Source organism: Alicycliphilus denitrificans K601 (assembly GCF_000204645.1).
In the GTDB taxonomy this organism is placed as follows: domain Bacteria; phylum Pseudomonadota; class Gammaproteobacteria; order Burkholderiales; family Burkholderiaceae_C; genus Alicycliphilus; species Alicycliphilus denitrificans.
This window is the reverse complement of sequence record NC_015422.1, coordinates 1,313,125-1,328,985: the sequence shown is the minus strand read 5'-3', so window position 1 is coordinate 1,328,985 and position 15,861 is coordinate 1,313,125. Positions and strand designations below refer to the sequence as shown.

At 69.2% G+C, this 15,861-nt stretch carries 17 protein-coding genes; 3 read left to right on the top strand and 14 right to left on the bottom strand.

Features of this window, described 5'->3' with window-relative positions:
- Positions 1–5 precede the first annotated feature (5 nt).
- The 10 genes from rpoE to ALIDE2_RS06275 all read right to left on the bottom strand — a co-directional run bounded on the left by rpoE (position 6) and on the right by ALIDE2_RS06275 (position 7,643).
- Positions 6–641, bottom strand: a complete 636-nt coding sequence (gene rpoE, locus ALIDE2_RS06320; protein ID WP_013519984.1) for an RNA polymerase sigma factor RpoE — start codon at positions 639–641, stop codon at positions 6–8.
- On the bottom strand, positions 638–1,159 hold the full coding sequence (locus ALIDE2_RS06315; RefSeq protein WP_013519985.1) for a hypothetical protein: 522 nt from the start codon (positions 1,157–1,159) through the stop codon (positions 638–640). Before ALIDE2_RS06315 ends, rpoE begins: the two co-directional genes overlap by 4 nt.
- A 62-nt stretch (positions 1,160–1,221) precedes the next feature.
- Complete coding sequence (gene fabF, locus ALIDE2_RS06310) at positions 1,222–2,466, bottom strand: beta-ketoacyl-ACP synthase II (RefSeq protein ID WP_013519986.1); 1,245 nt, start codon at positions 2,464–2,466, stop codon at positions 1,222–1,224.
- 58 nt (positions 2,467–2,524) lie between these two features.
- Entirely contained in the window at positions 2,525–2,764 is a 240-nt protein-coding gene (gene acpP / locus ALIDE2_RS06305) for an acyl carrier protein (RefSeq protein WP_003058049.1), read from the bottom strand.
- Between the two features lie 103 nt (positions 2,765–2,867).
- Entirely contained in the window at positions 2,868–3,605 is a 738-nt protein-coding gene (gene fabG, locus ALIDE2_RS06300) for a 3-oxoacyl-ACP reductase FabG (RefSeq protein ID WP_013519987.1), read from the bottom strand.
- Positions 3,602–4,555: an ACP S-malonyltransferase gene (fabD, locus tag ALIDE2_RS06295; RefSeq protein WP_013519988.1), complete on the bottom strand. Its 954-nt coding sequence runs from the start codon at positions 4,553–4,555 to the stop codon at positions 3,602–3,604. The genes fabG and fabD overlap by 4 nt, the downstream gene beginning before the upstream one ends.
- Positions 4,556–4,616: 61 nt before the next feature.
- The gene (locus ALIDE2_RS06290) at positions 4,617–5,597 is read right to left on the bottom strand and encodes a beta-ketoacyl-ACP synthase III (protein ID WP_013519989.1); all 981 of its coding nucleotides are present in this window, start codon (positions 5,595–5,597) and stop codon (positions 4,617–4,619) included.
- A gap of 21 nt (positions 5,598–5,618) precedes the next feature.
- Positions 5,619–6,650 (bottom strand): phosphate acyltransferase PlsX, encoded by a 1,032-nt coding sequence (gene plsX, locus ALIDE2_RS06285; RefSeq protein WP_013519990.1) that lies wholly within the window; start codon positions 6,648–6,650, stop codon positions 5,619–5,621.
- A 122-nt stretch (positions 6,651–6,772) separates the two neighbouring features.
- Positions 6,773–6,955 carry a 50S ribosomal protein L32 gene (gene rpmF / locus ALIDE2_RS06280; RefSeq protein WP_013519991.1) on the bottom strand — a complete coding sequence of 61 codons (183 nt, stop codon included), beginning with the start codon at positions 6,953–6,955 and terminating at the stop codon, positions 6,773–6,775.
- A 136-nt stretch (positions 6,956–7,091) separates the two neighbouring features.
- Complete coding sequence (locus tag ALIDE2_RS06275; RefSeq protein WP_013519992.1) at positions 7,092–7,643, bottom strand: YceD family protein; 552 nt, start codon at positions 7,641–7,643, stop codon at positions 7,092–7,094.
- 26 nt (positions 7,644–7,669) lie between these two features.
- On the opposite strand from ALIDE2_RS06275, the gene ALIDE2_RS06270 reads away from it, so the two are divergent.
- Both ALIDE2_RS06270 and ALIDE2_RS06265 read left to right on the top strand, forming a co-directional pair.
- Positions 7,670–8,269 carry a Maf family nucleotide pyrophosphatase gene (locus tag ALIDE2_RS06270; RefSeq protein ID WP_013519993.1) on the top strand — a complete coding sequence of 200 codons (600 nt, stop codon included), beginning with the start codon at positions 7,670–7,672 and terminating at the stop codon, positions 8,267–8,269.
- Positions 8,266–9,051, top strand: coding sequence for an SAM-dependent methyltransferase (locus tag ALIDE2_RS06265; RefSeq protein WP_013721647.1), 786 nt, complete (start codon positions 8,266–8,268; stop codon positions 9,049–9,051). Before ALIDE2_RS06270 ends, ALIDE2_RS06265 begins: the two co-directional genes overlap by 4 nt.
- A 4-nt stretch (positions 9,052–9,055) precedes the next feature.
- On the opposite strand, the gene ALIDE2_RS06260 is transcribed toward ALIDE2_RS06265, so the two are convergent.
- From ALIDE2_RS06260 to ALIDE2_RS06245, 4 genes are read right to left on the bottom strand one after another with little or no spacing between them, the layout of a single operon-like run.
- On the bottom strand, positions 9,056–10,096 hold the full coding sequence (locus ALIDE2_RS06260; protein ID WP_013519995.1) for a S49 family peptidase: 1,041 nt from the start codon (positions 10,094–10,096) through the stop codon (positions 9,056–9,058).
- 4 nt (positions 10,097–10,100) lie between these two features.
- Positions 10,101–10,472, bottom strand: a complete 372-nt coding sequence (locus ALIDE2_RS06255; protein ID WP_013519996.1) for a Rieske (2Fe-2S) protein — start codon at positions 10,470–10,472, stop codon at positions 10,101–10,103.
- 2 nt (positions 10,473–10,474) lie between these two features.
- Positions 10,475–11,146, bottom strand: coding sequence for an HAD family hydrolase (locus tag ALIDE2_RS06250; protein WP_013519997.1), 672 nt, complete (start codon positions 11,144–11,146; stop codon positions 10,475–10,477).
- Positions 11,139–12,158, bottom strand: coding sequence for an RluA family pseudouridine synthase (locus ALIDE2_RS06245; RefSeq protein WP_013519998.1), 1,020 nt, complete (start codon positions 12,156–12,158; stop codon positions 11,139–11,141). The genes ALIDE2_RS06250 and ALIDE2_RS06245 overlap by 8 nt, the downstream gene beginning before the upstream one ends.
- Positions 12,159–12,747: 589 nt before the next feature.
- Here ALIDE2_RS06245 and ALIDE2_RS06240 point away from each other — a divergent pair.
- Positions 12,748–15,834: an Rne/Rng family ribonuclease gene (locus ALIDE2_RS06240; RefSeq protein WP_013721646.1), complete on the top strand. Its 3,087-nt coding sequence runs from the start codon at positions 12,748–12,750 to the stop codon at positions 15,832–15,834.
- The last annotated feature ends 27 nt before the right edge of the window (positions 15,835–15,861 follow it).

Here is a 15,861-nt window from a genome sequence, read left to right as displayed (position 1 = left end):
TCCTGCTACCACCGCTTGCCCGACTGCTTTTCGAGCAAGGGCTTGACCTTCGCCGATATGGCCTCGCGGGCCCGGAAGATCCGCGACCGCACGGTCCCGATCGGGCACGCCATTGCCACGGAAATCTCCTCATAACTCAAACCCTCGATCTCCCTGAGCGTCACGGCCTGGCGCAAATCTTCGGGCAAGGCCTCCATGGCAGCGTTCACCGCCGCCGCCACTTCCTGGGCCGCGAGCACGGTTTCGGGGGTTTCGTCGCTGGTTAGTTCGCGGTCCAGCAGGGAAGTTTCATCTTCCTCGTCGCCGCCGCCGCGCAAGCTGCTTTCCGAGATCACGGGGTCGCGCTTGATGTCCACCAGGGCCTTCTTGGCGGTGTTCACGGCAATGCGGTACAGCCATGTATAGAACTGGGCCTCGCCGCGGAACTGGTGCAGCGCGCGATACGCCCGCAGAAAGGTTTCCTGCGTGATGTCGGGTATCAGGTCCACGTCGCGCACCATGCGCCCCACCAGGCGTTCGATGCGGCGCTGGTACTTGATGACCAGCAGCTCGTAGGCCCGCTGGTCGCCGGCGACCGTGCGCTCGACCAGGCGCAGATCGCTGTCGGCGGAATCGGGTGGCGCGGGCGAGGGTGCTGTCATGTCTTGGTGGTTACTCCGCCATCCAGCGCGGGGGGCGCTGCGTCGGTTGCTTCTGCCGGATCCGGCGCTTTGCTACGGGCGGGCGAATATACCGCACGCCGCAGCGCCGCCCATTGAACCGGATCGCTGCGCCGTTCGAGCCAGAGCCACGACGGCCGCCCCCGCAGGAGCCTGACGGACAGCAGCAGGCAGCCCTGCAGATCCAGATGGACATGCGGCTTGCCTTGCACGGGGTCCGGCCCGGGTGCGCCGCAGTCGAGCAGCCATTGGCCGCCATCCCAGGCCAGGTGCCCCATGGGCATGCGCCGCCACCAGAGCCAGGCCGCAGCGGTACACGAAAGCCAGAGCCCCAGGCCGGCCGCGGCCTTGACGGCCATGTCCGCATCTGCGGTGCCCAGCTCCAGCCAGGCAGCCATGCCTGCCAGAGCGGTGGCGGCCACGATGGCCAAAGCCCAGCCCACGGCCGGCGAGCGGCCGCAGGGATAGCGTACGGCCGGCGCATGCAGTGGAGCGCGCATGGTCGCAAGGACTGGTCTATGTCCGGCTCAGGCCGCGTGCGGCTGTGCCGGGTGCTCGCGGCTCAGACGCGCTGGAACACCAGCGTGCCGTTGGTGCCGCCAAAGCCGAAATTATTCTTGAGAGCGACATCCATCTTCATGTCGCGCGCGGTGTTGGCGCAGTAGTCCAGATCGCACTCCGGGTCCTGCGTAAAGATGTTGATGGTGGGCGGCACCTTCTGGTGGTGCAGCGCCAGCACGGTGAACACGCTCTCTATGCCACCGGCCCCGCCCAGCAGATGCCCGGTCATGGACTTTGTTGAGCTCACCACCATCTTCTTCGCATGGTCGCCCAGGGCGGCCTTGATGGCATTGGTCTCGTTCAGGTCGCCCAGCGGCGTGGAGGTGCCATGGGCGTTGAGATAGTCCACCTGGTCGGCATTCAGGCGCGCATTGCGCAGCGCGGCCTGCATGGCGCGGCGCGGACCGTCCATGTTGGGTGCCGTCATGTGGCCCGCGTCGGCGCTCATGCCGTAGCCGGTGATCTCGGCATAGATGCGCGCTCCGCGCGCCTTGGCGTGCTCGTATTCCTCGAGCACGAGGACACCGGCGCCCTCGCCCAGCACGAAGCCGTCGCGGTCCTTGTCCCAGGGGCGCGAGGCGGTCTTGGGATCGTCGTTGCGCGTGGACAGGGCGCGCATGGCGGCAAAGCCACCCACCCCCAGCGGGGACACGGTGGACTCGGTGCCGCCGGCCACGATCACGTCGGCATCACCGTACTCGATCTTGCGCGCGCCCTCGCCGATGCAGTGCAGGCCGGTGGTGCACGCCGTCACCACCGAAAGATTCGGGCCCTTGAAGCCGAAACGCATGGACACATGGCCCGCCACCATGTTGATGATCGACGCCGGCACGAAGAACGGCGTGATGCGGCGCGGGCCGCGGCTGGTCAATTCCGCGTGCGTATTCTCGATCAGCGGCAGGCCACCGATGCCCGAGCCGATGATGCAGCCGATGCGGGTGGCCAGTTCCTCGTCCAGCGCCTCGCCCGTGGGCAGGCCCGCATCGCGCACCGCCTCCTGGGCAGCGGCAATGCCGTAGTGGATGAAGCTGTCCATGGTGCGCGCATCCTTGGCGCTGATGTAGGACTCCAGGTCAAAACCCTTGACCTCGCCTGCGATCCTGCAGGCAAAGTTCGTTGTGTCGAACTTGGTGATGAGGTCGATGCCGGATTTTCCGGCGAGGATGTTGGCCCAGGCATCGGCCACCGTGTTACCCACGGGGGTGATGCAACCCAGGCCGGTCACGACAACGCGACGACGGCTCATGCGTTAAACCTTTTGCTGATCGGATGCCGCACCCCGGTACACGCGGGGCTGCAGCGGCTTAGGCCTTCTGATGGGTATTGGCGTAGTCGATGGCGTTCTGCACTGTCGTGATCTTCTCTGCGTCCTCGTCAGGGATCTCGATGCCGAATTCGTCTTCCAGCGCCATCACCAGCTCCACCGTGTCCAGCGAGTCGGCACCCAGGTCGGCCACGAAGGCCTTTTCGTTGGTGACTTGAGACTCTTCCACGCCGAGTTGCTCGGCAATGATTTTTTTGACACGTGCTTCGATATCGCTCATGGTTTCCCTCGGGGGGTTGTGAATGAATCCGCGATTCTAGCTGCTTCGGGCAAAGCTCCCTAGCAACCCGCCGCACGGACGATCCGGCGTCAACTTGCTTCAACTACATGTACATGCCGCCATTGACGTGCAACTCCTGCCCCGTCACATAGCCGGCGCCCGCCGAGGCGAGGTACGCCACGGCATGCGCGATGTCGCTGGGCTGGCCCAGGTCGCCCATGGCGATCTGAGACTTGAGCGCTTTTTTCTGCTCTTCGGGCAGATCTGCCGTCATGTCGGTGGCGATGAAGCCGGGCGCCACGCAGTTCACGGTGATGCCGCGGCTGCCGAGTTCGCGCGCCAGCGCGCGCGTCATGCCTGCCACGCCCGCCTTGGCGGCCGCGTAGTTGGCCTGGCCGGGGTTGCCCGAGGCGCCCACCACGCTGGTGATGCTGATGATGCGCCCGAAGCGCTGCTTCATCATGGGGCGGATGGCGGCGCGGCTCACGCGGAACACGGCCTTGAGGTTGGTGTCGAGCACGGCGTCCCAGTCGTCGTCCTTCATGCGCATGGCCAGCGTGTCGCGCGTGATGCCGGCGTTGTTCACCAGCACGTGCAAGCCGCCATGCTCCTTGACGATGGCGTCCACCAGCGCGTCCACGGCCGCGCCGTCGGTCACGTTCAGCTTGACGCCCTTGCCGCCCCAGGCCGCCAGGACCTGGGTGATGCGCTCGGCGCCCTCGTCGGTGGTGGCCGTGCCGATCACACGCAGGCCGCGCCCGGCCAGCTCGGCCGCAATCGCGGCACCGATGCCGCGCGTGGCGCCGGTGACCAGCGCAATCTGGGGAGTGGTCTCGCTCATGCCAGCAGCTCCTTGGTTTCGGCCAGCGTGGCCGGGTCGGACAAAGAGGCCCCGATGAGTTCGGGGGAGATGCGCTTGGTCATGCCGGCCAGCACCTTGCCCGGACCGCATTCGATCACGTGGGTCACGCCGCGGGCCTTGAGGGCCTGCACGCATTCGACCCAGCGCACGGGACCGAAGGCCTGACGGTACAAGGCGTCGCGGATGGCGTCGGCGTCTTGCTGCACGGCCACGTCCACGTTGTTGATCACGGGGATCTGCGGCGCGGCCAGTTCCAGCGCAGCCAGGGCCGTGCGCAGCTTCTCGGCCGCCGACTTCATCAGGCTGGAGTGGAACGGCGCGGACACGGGCAGCGGCAGCGCGCGCTTGGCACCGGCTGCCTTGAGCACCTCACAGGCCTTGTCCACGCCGGCCTTGGTGCCGGCGATCACGGTCTGGGCCGGGTCGTTGAAGTTCACGGCCTCGACCACCTCGGGCGAACCCGCCCCGAAGCTGGCCGTGGCCTCGGCGCAGCCGGCAATGACCTTGGCGGCATCCAGCCCCAGGATGGCGGCCATGGCGCCGGCGCCCACGGGCACGGCCTCCTGCATGGCGGCGGCCCGCAGGCGCACCAGGGGCGCGGCCTGCGCCAGCGTCAGCGCGCCCGACGCCACGAGCGCGGAGTATTCGCCCAACGAGTGTCCGGCCACGGCCGCAGGCAGCGCGCCGCCCTCGGCGCGCCACGCGCGCCACGCGGCTACGCCCGCGACGAGCATCACGGGCTGGGTGTTGGTGGTCAGGGCCAGGGCCTCCTTGGGGCCGGAGTGGATCAGCGCGCCCACGTCCTCGCCAAGGGCGTCCGAGGCCTCGCGCAGCGTTTCGGCCACCACGGGGTGGTCGCCCCAGGCGTCCAGCATGCCCACCGACTGGGAGCCCTGGCCGGGGAAAACGAATGCAAAGGTTTTAGCCATTGTCTCTTCTTGGAATACGAACGAAATCAGGCCCCAGCGCTTTCCAGGAAAGCACCAGCAGCTACATTTTCAGGAGTATGGCACCCCAGGTGAAGCCGCCACCCACGCCTTCGAGCATGACGATCTGGCCGGGCCGGACCTGGCCGCAGCGAACGGCGTGGTCCAGGGCCAGCGGGATGGAGGCCGCCGAGGTGTTTCCATGCTGGTCCACCGTCACCACCACCTTGTCCATGGACATTTTCAGCTTGCGCGCCGTGCTCTGCATGATGCGGATGTTGGCCTGGTGCGGAATCAGCCAGTCGATGTCGGCGTCCTTGAGCCCGGCCTTGTCCAGGGCGGCGCGCGCGGCCTTCTCCAGCACGCCCACGGCCAGCTTGAACACGGCCTGGCCGTCCATCTTGAGCAGTGGGTCACCCAGAACCTGCCCGCCGCAGACGTTGCCCGGCACGCACAGGATGCCCACGTGGCTGCCGTCGGCATGTAGCTCGCTCGCCAGGATGCCCGGCGTGTCGGAGGCCTCCAGCACCACAGCGCCGGCGCCGTCCCCGAACAGCACGCAGGTAGTGCGGTCGTGGAAGTCCAGGATGCGGCTGAACACTTCCGAGCCCACCACCAGCGCGCGGCTGGCGGCGCCGGACTGGATCATGGCGTCCGCCACCGTCAGGGCATAGACGAAGCCGCTGCAGACGGCCTGCACGTCGAACACGGGGCAGCCGTTGGTGATGCCCAGCTTGTGCTGCAGGATGGCGGCGGTGGAGGGGAACACCATGTCCGGCGTGGACGTGGCGACGATGATCAGATCGATATCCTGGGCCTCGCGGCCAGCCGCCTCCAGCGCACGGCGCGAGGCCTCCAGCGCCAGGTCGCTGCTGGCCACGTCGCGCTCGGCGAAGTGGCGCGCGCGGATGCCGGTGCGCTCCACGATCCATTCATCGGAGGTCTCGATGCCCTGCCCTGCCAACTGGGCCACCAGATCGTCGTTGGTCACACGGCGCGGAGGAAGCCAGCTGCCGGTACCGGTAATGCGGGAATAGCGTCTCATCTATAGAAGGGCCGGGGCCGGTCAGGATGCGGTTTGGGCGCCTGCGGCGGTCAGCAGGGGCGCCGCATGCGCAACCCGCGCACGGACGCGGTCGAGCAGGTTGTTGCGGGCCGCATCATACGCCCGGTTCAAGGCCTGCTCGAAGGCCAGCACGTCGGCCGAGCCATGGCTCTTGAAGACCAGGCCGCGCAGGCCAAGCAGGGCCGCGCCGTTGTAGCGCCGGTGATCCATGCGGCGCATCAGCGCGGATAGCACCGGATAGGCAACGATGGCGGCCATTTTCGTCAGGATACCGCGCGAGAACTCTTGTTTGAGCGCGCCGACGATCATCGACGCCACACCTTCGCTGGCCTTGAGCGCCACGTTGCCCACGAAGCCGTCACAGACCACGATGTCCACCGTGCCCTTGAAGATGTCGTTGCCCTCGACATTGCCGTGGAAGTTGAGATCGCCGGAATTGGCCGCAGAACGCAGCAGTTCGCCGGCTTTCTTGATGATTTCGCTGCCCTTGATGAGCTCTTCGCCGATGTTGAGCAGACCCACGCTGGGCGCGTCCGTGTTCTTGAGGGCGGAAACCAGGGCCGAGCCCATGACGGCGAACTGCAGCAAGTGCTCCGCCGAGCAGTCCACGTTGGCACCCAGATCCAGCACGGTGGTGGCGCCGCCCCGCTCGTTGGGCATCTGGGTGGCTATCGCGGGGCGGTCTATGCCGTCGAGCGTCTTGAGCAGGTAGCGCGCGATCGCCATCAGCGCGCCAGTGTTGCCGGCCGAGACGGCCGCCTGCGCGGCGCCGTCCTTGACCTGCTGGATGGCCACGCGCATCGAGGAATCCTTCTTGCGGCGCAGCGCCACCTCCACCGGGTCGTCCATGGAGACGACCTCGGAGGCCGCGACCACCGCCGCGCGCTCATGCGCCAACCCCTGCAGGCTGGCAGGCTGGCCGACCAGCAGCAGGCGCGCCTCGGGATGATGCGCGAGAAACTGGCGGCACGCGGGAAGCGTCACGCCGGGGCCGTGGTCGCCCCCCATGCAGTCAACAGCCAGTGTGATCATCGGCAGGTAGTCGGTCCGTCAGGCAGTCATGAAAAACAGTCGTCATTTTGGTGCAAGCCAAAACGACAAAGGCCCGCGCTACGCCATCTGTAGCAACGGGCCCTTTGTGGGCAGCCTGGAGATCAGGCTTCGGACTTGTTCTTCAGCACCTGGCGGCCACGGTAGAAGCCGTTGGGGCTGATGTGGTGGCGCAGATGGGTTTCGCCGGTCGTAGGCTCCACGGCCGTGCCCGGCGTCGTCAGGGCGTTGTGCGAGCGGTGCATGCCGCGCTTGGAGGGGGACTTCTTGTTCTGCTGAACAGCCATGATCGGCTCCTAGGGTCTTGAAAGGGTTGGTGAAAAACGCGATCAGCCCATTGAAGACACGAGGGGGTTTCGCGCGAAGCCCGCCATTATATGACAAATGGCCTGGAATGCGGTGGGCCGGGACGATCGCTGCCCGTCAGCCCCCCGGCTTGCCCTTGCGCAGCCCGGCCAGGGCTGCGAACGGATTGGGCTTTTGCACGCTGGCCTCCTTGAAGTCCTCGTCGCTCGACGCCATCCGGACCTCGGTGGGGCACTCGTCGTGGCGCGGCACCACGGGCAGCGCCATGAGCAGCTCGTCCTCGATGAGCTCGCGCAGGTCGAACTCGCGGCTCAGGGCCAGCAGGTCTTCCTCGCTGTCGCTGTCGAGCGCCTCGGCCGTGGCCTCGTCGGCGACGAAGCGGAATTCCCGGTCCACCTCCAGCGGCACATCCACCGGCTGCAGGCAGCGCTGGCAGATCATGGGCAGGGTCGCGTTCGCCTTCAGGCGCAGCCAGACCTGGCCGCCGACGCCCTGGGTGGTGCGCAGTTCGCCATCGGCCATCCAGTCCACGCGCAGGTCGGGATGCAGGCCCTTGGCCTCTTCGGCCAGGCGTTGGTATTTCAGCAGCGTGTCATGACCGGACAGGTGAGCGCCGGCCTGGGCGAAGGCCTTGACGTCCAGCCGGTCGGGGGAGTGTTCCTTGGTCATGCCGGGCAGTGTAAGAGAATCAGGGCATGCCGGAATCCCCCCCCCTGCCCCGTTCCCTGGTATTGGGATCGACCTCGCGCTACCGGCGCGAACTCCTGGCCCGCCTGGGCCTGCCCTTCGACGTGGCCGCCCCCGCCGTCAATGAAACCCCGCTGGCGGGCGAGGCCCCGCGCGCGCTGGCGCTGCGCCTGGCGCTGGCCAAGGCGCGCGCCGTGGCCGCGGCCCACCCGCAGGCGGTGGTCATCGGCTCGGACCAGGTGGCCGACCTCGACGGCGAGCCCCTGGGCAAGCCCGGCAATCACGAGCGTGCCACGGCGCAGTTGCGCCGGATGCGCGGACAGACCGTCGTCTTCCACACCGCGCTGGCCGTGGTCTGCCAGGCCACGAGTTTCGAACAGGTGGACCTGGCCCCCGTGCGCGTGCGTTTCCGGGACCTGTCGGACGCCGAGATCGAGCGCTACCTGCACGCCGAGCAACCCTACGACTGCGCCGGCAGCGCCAAGAGCGAGGGCCTGGGCATCGCCCTGCTGGACGCGATCGACAGCGACGACCCCACGGCCCTCATCGGCCTGCCGCTGATCCGCACCTGCCGCATGCTGCGCGCCGCGGGGCTGGCCCTGCCATGAGCGGCCCGCCCTCGCCCGGCACGCTGTACCTGGTGCCCGCGCCACTGGACTTCGGCTGCGACGGCGAGACCGCCCTGGCCGAGGTCCTGCCCGAGGGCACGCTGCGCCGGGCCGCGCGGCTCACCCACTGGATCTGCGAGAACGCCAAGAGCTGCCGCGCCTACCTCAAGCGCATCGACGCCCTGCACGCGCTGGCCGCGCCCCTGCAGCAGCAGCACATCGCCGAACTGCCGCGCGAGGTGCACAAGAAGGGCGACCACGGCGGCAAGGACCATGCCAGCATCGACGCCACAGCCCTGCTCGCCCCGCTGCTCGCGGGCCACGACATGGGCCTGGTCAGCGAAGCCGGCATGCCCGCCGTGGCCGACCCCGGCAGCTCGGTGGTGCGCGCCGCGCACGGCATGGGCGCGCGCGTGGTGCCGCTGGTCGGCCCCGTCTCGCTGCTGCTGGCGCTGGCCGCCAGCGGCCTCAATGGCCAGAACTTCGCCTTCGTCGGCTACCTGCCGCAGGACGCCGCCGAGCGCGCCCAGCGCATGCGCCAGCTGGAGGCCCTGGCGCTGAAGACCGGCCAGACGCAGCTCTTCATAGAAACGCCCTACCGCAACGCCGCGCTGTGGCAGGCGCTGCTGCAGGCGCTGCAGCCCGGCACGCGCCTGGCCGTGGCGGCGGGGCTGACGCTCCCGCAGGCCGAGGTGCAATGCCGCAGCGTGCAGCAGTGGCGCGCCCTGGGCGCGCCGCCGCCCGGCAAGCACGTGCCCGTCGTTTTCGCGCTTGGAGCTTGAAGCCTCAGCGCAGCACCGGCGCCGCGCGCATGCCGCGCAGCACGGTCTCGCCGAACGTGGCGCCGAACTTGCGCGCCAGGCGCTCGGCCACGTTGTCGCGGCGCGTGTAGTCGATCACGTCCTCGGCCTTGACGATCTCGCGCGCCACGTAGTCCAGGCTGCCGAACTGGTCGGCCAGGCCCATCTCAACGGCCTGCTGGCCGGTCCAGAACAGGCCGCTGAAGGTCTCGGGCGTGGCCTTCAGGCGCTCGCCCCGGCCTTTCTTGACCGCGGCGATGAACTGCTGGTGGATCTGGTCCAGCATCTGCTGGGCATAGCCGCGCTGCGTGGGCGACTGCGGGCTGAACGGGTCGAGGAAGCCCTTGTTCTCGCCCGCGGTGAGCAGGCGGCGCTCCACGCCGAGCTTTTCCATGGTGCCGGTAAAGCCGAAGCCGTCCATGAGCACGCCGATGCTGCCCACGATGCTGGCCTTGTCCACGAAGATGTCGTCGGCCGCCGCCGCGATGTAGTAGGCGGCCGAGGCGCAGGTCTCCTCCACCACAGCGTACACGGGCTTGTTGTACTTGGCCTTCAGGCGGACGATCTCGTCGTTGATCATGCCGGCCTGCACCGGGCTGCCGCCGGGCGAGTTGATGAGCAGCACCACAGCCTGCGAGCCCGAATCCTCGAAGGCGCTGCGCATGGCAGCCACGACGAACTCGGCGCTGGCCTCGGCGCCGGCGGCGATCTCGCCCTTGACGTCCACCACCGCCGTGTGCGGGGCGCTCTTGGCGGGGCTGGCGATGTCGCGCGAGACCACGGCCCAGCCCACCAGAACGATCAGGACGAGCCAGCCGAAGCGCCAGAAGTTGCGCCAGCGCCGTGCCGCGCGCTGCTCGGCGAGCGTGCCGAGCACGAGCTTCTCGAGCAACTCGCGCTCCCAGCCGGGCGCGGCGGAGGCGGCTTTTCTCGCTTCACTTTCAGTAGCATTCCGCGCCCACAGGTCGGGCGGCTGGGGCTGATTTCCGTCGAATCCTGTGGGTTCGGTGCGGGTGGGCTCGGTCATGGTGTCAGAACGCTACGGGGTGCAGATCGGGGGCAGTATGCCAGTACACCATGCCGCCTTCTTCGCTCAGGGCCACCTTGGCCAGCGGCCCGCGAGCCGGGCCGCCGAGGCACACGCCGGTGTCGGGCGCGAACACCGCGCCATGGGTGGCGCAGATGAGCCGGCAGCCACTGTCGTCGAAGAAATGGCCTTCCTGGTAGTCCATCTCCATCGCCACGTGGGTGCAGCGGTTCAGGTAGGCATGGACCCGCCCCTGATAGCGGATGGCGAAGGCGCGCAGGTTCTGGCCGCGGTAACAGACGTCGAAGGCCGCGGCGAGGCCGCCGTCGACGAGCGCGTCGCTGGCGCACAGGGGTATGCGCTGAGCATCGGGCATGGTCAGGCGTTCTCCAGCAGCCAGCGGTGCAGTTCGGCCACGGACGGGACCACGCACAGCGGACCGAACTCGGCGAAGCCCGCATGGTCGTGCGCGCCATAGCCCACGCCCACGCTGGCGCAGCCGGCGGCGCGGGCCATCTCCAGGTCGTGCGTGGTGTCACCGATCATGAGCAGGCGCCCGGGCTCCACGCCGAACTCGGCCATCAGCTCCTGCAGCATCAGCGGATGCGGCTTGCCGGCCGTCTCGTCGGCCGTGCGCGAGCCGTCGAACATGCCGCGCAGTTGCACCATCTGCAGCACCTGGTCCAGGCCGCGCCGGCTCTTGCCCGTGGCCACGGCCAGCAGGTGGCCGCGCGCGCGCAGGGCCTGCAGCATGGGCAGCACGCCGCCGAACAGGGCCACGTCGTCCTGGCGCTTAAGGTAGTGGTAGCGGTAGCGGTTGCCCAGCTCGGCGTATTTCTCGCGCGGCACGTCGGGCGCGGCATGGGCCAGGGCCTGGGGCAGCGCCATGCCGATGACCCAGGCGGCGGCCTCGTCGCTGGGCACGGCGCCTCCCAAGTCGCGCACGGCGTCCTGGATGCTGCGCACGATGATGGCGGTAGAGTCGAACAGCGTGCCGTCCCAGTCGAAGGCGATCAGGTCGAAACGGCGCGGGCGAGGGGATTCAGGCATCGATATGTCCTGTGGAAAGAAAGGCCGCCAGCTCGGGCGGCAGCTCGGCGCGCAACTCCATGCGCTCGCCGCTGGCCGGGTGGTCGAACTGCAGGCGCCATGCGTGCAGGAACATGCGCCTCAGGCCCTGCTTCTGCAGGCGCCGGTTCAGGTCGAAGTCGCCGTATTTGTCGTCGCCCGCGATCGGGTGGCCCTGGGAGGCCAGGTGCACGCGGATCTGGTGCGTGCGCCCGGTCTTGATGGTCACCTCCAGCAGGCTCATCGCGGGCAGCCCCTGCAGCGGGCGAGCGGGGAGGTGGCTGTGCACCTTGACCAGGGTGATGGAGCGCATGCCGTCGGAGTCCTGGGGCGTGGTGACGCGCACGCGGCGCTCGCCATCCTCCTGCAGATATTTGTGCAGCGGCAGGTCGATGACCTTCTTGTTGGCAGGCCAGGCGCCCGGCACCAGGGCCAGGTAGGTCTTGCCGGTCTCGCGCTCCCGGAACTGGTCCTGCAAGTGCTTGAGCGCCGAGCGCCGCTTGGCCACGAGCAGGATGCCCGAGGTCTCGCGGTCCAGCCGGTGCACCAGCTCCAGGAAGCGCGCCTCCTGCCGGGCCTGGCGCAGCTGCTCGATCACGCCGAAGCTCACGCCGCTGCCGCCGTGCACGGCCACGCCGGCGGGCTTATCGAGCGCGATGAGGTGCTCGTCCTCCAGCAGGATTGGGAATTCGCGCGCGGGCGCGGGGCGTTCGGCCTTGTCCTGCACCTTGTCCGACACGCGCACGGGCGGCAGGCGCACCCGGTCGCCCGCGGCCACGCGCGCGTCGGCGCTGGTGCGGCCCTTGTTCAGGCGCACCTCGCCGCTGCGGATGATGCGGTAGACGTGGGTCTTGGGCACGCCCTTGAGGTGGCGTATCAGGAAGTTGTCGAGCCGCTGGCCCGCAGACTCGGCATCGACCTCGACGATGCGTGCCGCAGGGGCTTCGACTGGGGCCCTGCCCTGGGCGGGTTTGCCCCCTATAATGTGTTTCACCTGCGCGACGAATGTGTAAGCGGTTGATTTGTCTGGAGTTTAAAGGACACAGCCCGACTCGGTGCGCGGTATGGTCGATGCCAACGGGCGTCGTGCGCACGGATTGCAGGCCGGATGCCTGCGATGGTCCGCACGCCACACGGCAGGCTGACACATTGAAACACTGAATACGGAAATTCCAAGCCGGCTCCCGCCCCACCAGGGCGCGGCGGCCGGCGGATCAAAGCGAAAACATGTGGGTACTGCTGGCATGGATGGTGTCGTTGTGGCGCGGGCGTCAGCCCTTGCCATGGACACGAAAATCGCCTGTAGCGCCCGTCCGGCAAGCGCAAGTAGCTACTGTTTCAGTAGTACATCTGCGCCCGCTCCGGCTCGCCCCCATCCACGCGCCACCACCCGGCCCGCGCAGCTAGACGGCTGCGCGGCCGCAGGCATCCCGGCCATTCCCTTCGTTTCGATGCGTCAGTCCAGGCATTCCCGGCTCTTCTAGAGCCTGTATTGGTTTGGCACCGGCGGGACACGCCAGCGCAGCCCTGATGAGGCGCTGCGCGCAGTCCCGCCAGACAACATAACGAAAAGGACACGCATCATGAAACGGATGCTCATCAACGCCACGCAGCCCGAGGAGCGGCGCCTGGCCATCGTGGACGGCCAGAAGCTGCTGGACTACGAGATCGAGATCGAAGGGCGCGAGCAGCGCAAGGGCAACATCTACAAGGCCGTGGTCACGCGCGTGGAGCCGTCGCTGGAGGCCTGCTTCGTCGACTACGGCGAGGACCGCCACGGCTTCCTGCCGTTCAAGGAAATCTCCAAGCAGTACTTCTCCGAGGGCGTCTCGCCCAGCCAGGCGCGCATCAACGACGTGATCAGGGAAGGCCAGGAGCTCATCGTCCAGGTCGAGAAGGAGGAGCGCGGCAACAAGGGCGCGGCGCTGACCACCTTCATCAGCCTGGCCGGCCGCTACGTGGTGCTGATGCCCAACAACCCGCGCGGCGGCGGCGTCTCGCGCCGCATCGAGGGCGAGGACCGCGCCGAGCTGAAAGAGGCGATGGACCAGCTCGAATACCCCAAGGGCATGAGCATCATCGCGCGCACCGCCGGCATCGGCCGCAGCGCGCCCGAGCTGCAGTGGGACCTGAACTACCTGCTCAAGCTCTGGAACGCCATCGACGGCGCGGCCAAGGCCGGCAAGGGCGCGTTCCTGATCTACCAGGAGTCGAGCCTGGTGATCCGCGCCATCCGCGACTACTTCAACAGCGACATCGGCGACATCCTGATCGACACCGACGACATCTACGAACAGGCGCAGCAGTTCATGCAGCACGTCATGCCCGAGCATGCCGCCCGCGTGAAGCGCTACCGCGACGACGCGCCGCTGTTCTCGCGCTTCCAGATCGAGCACCAGATCGAATCCGCCTATGCGCGCACCGTCAACCTGCCCTCGGGCGGCGCCATCGTGATCGACCACACCGAGGCGCTGGTCAGCGTGGACGTGAACTCCGCGCGCGCCATCAAGGGCGGCGACATCGAGGAGACCGCCACGCGCACCAACCTGGAGGCCGCCGACGAGGTGGCGCGCCAGATGCGCCTGCGCGACCTGGGCGGCCTGATCGTGATCGACTTCATCGACATGGAGGAATCGAAAAACCGCCGCGAGGTCGAGAACCGCCTGCGCGACGCGCTGCGCCAGGACCGCGCGCGCGTGCAGTTCGGCGCCATCAGCAAGTTCGGCCTCATGGAGATGAGCCGCCAGCGCCTCAAGCCCTCGCTGTCCGAAGGCGCTCACATCCGCTGCCCGCTGTGCGACGGCACCGGCCACGTGCGCGATACGGAAGGCTTCTCGCTGCAGATGCTGCGCATGATCCAGGAAGAGTCCATGAAGGACAACACCGCCGCCGTGCACTGCCAGGTGCCCGTGGAGGTGGCGAGCTTCCTGCTCAACGAGAAGCGCACCGAGATCGCCAAGATCGAGCTCAAGCAGCGCGTCAACGTGGTGCTGATTCCCAACAAGACGCTGGAGACGCCGCACTACAAGCTCGATCGCCTCAAGCACGACGACCCGCGTCTGGAGAACCTGGACGCCAGCTACAAGCTGGCCGACGTGGTCGAAGAGCAGACCCGCGTCACGCGCCGCTCGCAGGAGCCGACCAACAAGCAGACCCCGGTGATCAAGGGCGTACTGCCCGACGCGCCCGCCCCCGTGGCCGAGCCGCGCCCCGAGGGCGCCCAGCGCGGCGCCGCGCGCGGCCAGGGCCAGCAGCAACAGGCTGCGGCGGCACCCGCCCCTGCGCAGCCGCGCCCCGCACCGGCGCCCGCGCCGGAACAGGGCTTCTTCGCCTGGCTCAAGAGCCTGTTCGGCTTCGGCCCGGCACCCTCGCCCGCCCCCGTGGCCACGCCGGCGCCGCAGCCGGCCGAGCCGGCGGCACGTGGCGAGGCGCGCCGCGGCGGCGAGCGCGGCAACCGCCGCGGCGGCGAGCGCAGCGGCAGCCGTGACGCGAACCGCGAAGGCGCCGGCGCCGAAGGCCGCGGCCGCCGTGGCGAACGCCAGGCCGAAGGCCGCGACACCCGCGAGCCGCGCAACGGCCGCGACGGCGAGCGCCGCAGCGAACGCACCGAGAGCGAAGGCCGGCGCGAAGGCCGTGGCGGCCGTGATCGCGGCGAGCGCGGCACGCAGCAGCCGGCACAGGCCGCCGCCGACCTGGCGGTGAACGCGGAAGCCACGGCAACGCAGGAGCGCGGCGAACGCGCCCCGCGCAACGGCGAACGCGGCGAACGTGCAGAGCGCCGGGAACGTGGCGAACGCGGTGAACGCAGCCGCGAGCGCGGCCCCCGCACCATCGATGCGGACGCACCGGCCGCCACCGCCACCGCCACCGCCACCGCCACCGCCACCGCCACCGCCGCTGCCGCTGCCGACTTCGCCGATACCGCGCCGCTGACCTCGCTGCCCGACCTGGACCTGACGGCCAACGAGACCGCGTCCGCCACGCCCGAGGCCGCCAACGGCGGTGAGGAGCGCCGCGAACGCCGCTCGCGCGACCGCTATGGCCGTGACCGGCGCGAGCGTGGCGAGCGCGGCGCACGCGCTGCCGAGGCTGCGAGCGCGGCCCCGCTGATGGAGTTCGACCTGCCCGCGGCGCAAGCCGAGGCCCCGGCGGACGCGGAGCCCGCGCCCGAACCGGCACGCCGCAGCTACTTCGCGGCACCGGCGGCGCAGCCCGCCGCTGCACCGGCCGCCGAGCCCATCGCCGCGCCCGTGGCGGCAGAGCCTGCCGCAGCAGCCCCGGTGGCGCCCCCCGCCCCCGAGCAGGCCGTGACCGTGGCCGGGATAGCGCCCGCCAGCGCCGAGCCCGAGGCCGTGGCCGTTTCTGCCCCCTCGGCACAGGCCGAAGAGCCGGCACCGACCGGCGGCATGCCGCGCGTGCAGGCCTTCACGCTGCCCGTGGATTCGCTGATCCAGGTGGCGCAGGCATCGGGCCTGGAGTGGGTCAACTCCGACGCCGGGAAGATCGCGGCCGCCCAGGCCGCGATCGCCGCCGAGCCCAAGCCCGTGCGCGTGCCGCGCGAGCGGCCGCCCGCGCCTGTGCTCGACGAGGGCCCGCTGGTGCTCGTGGAAACCCGCCGCGACCTGCGCGACATGCAACTGCCTTTCGAGAAGGAAGGCACGGCCGCCTGAAGCCGGCGCGGCGACACGGCCGCGCGC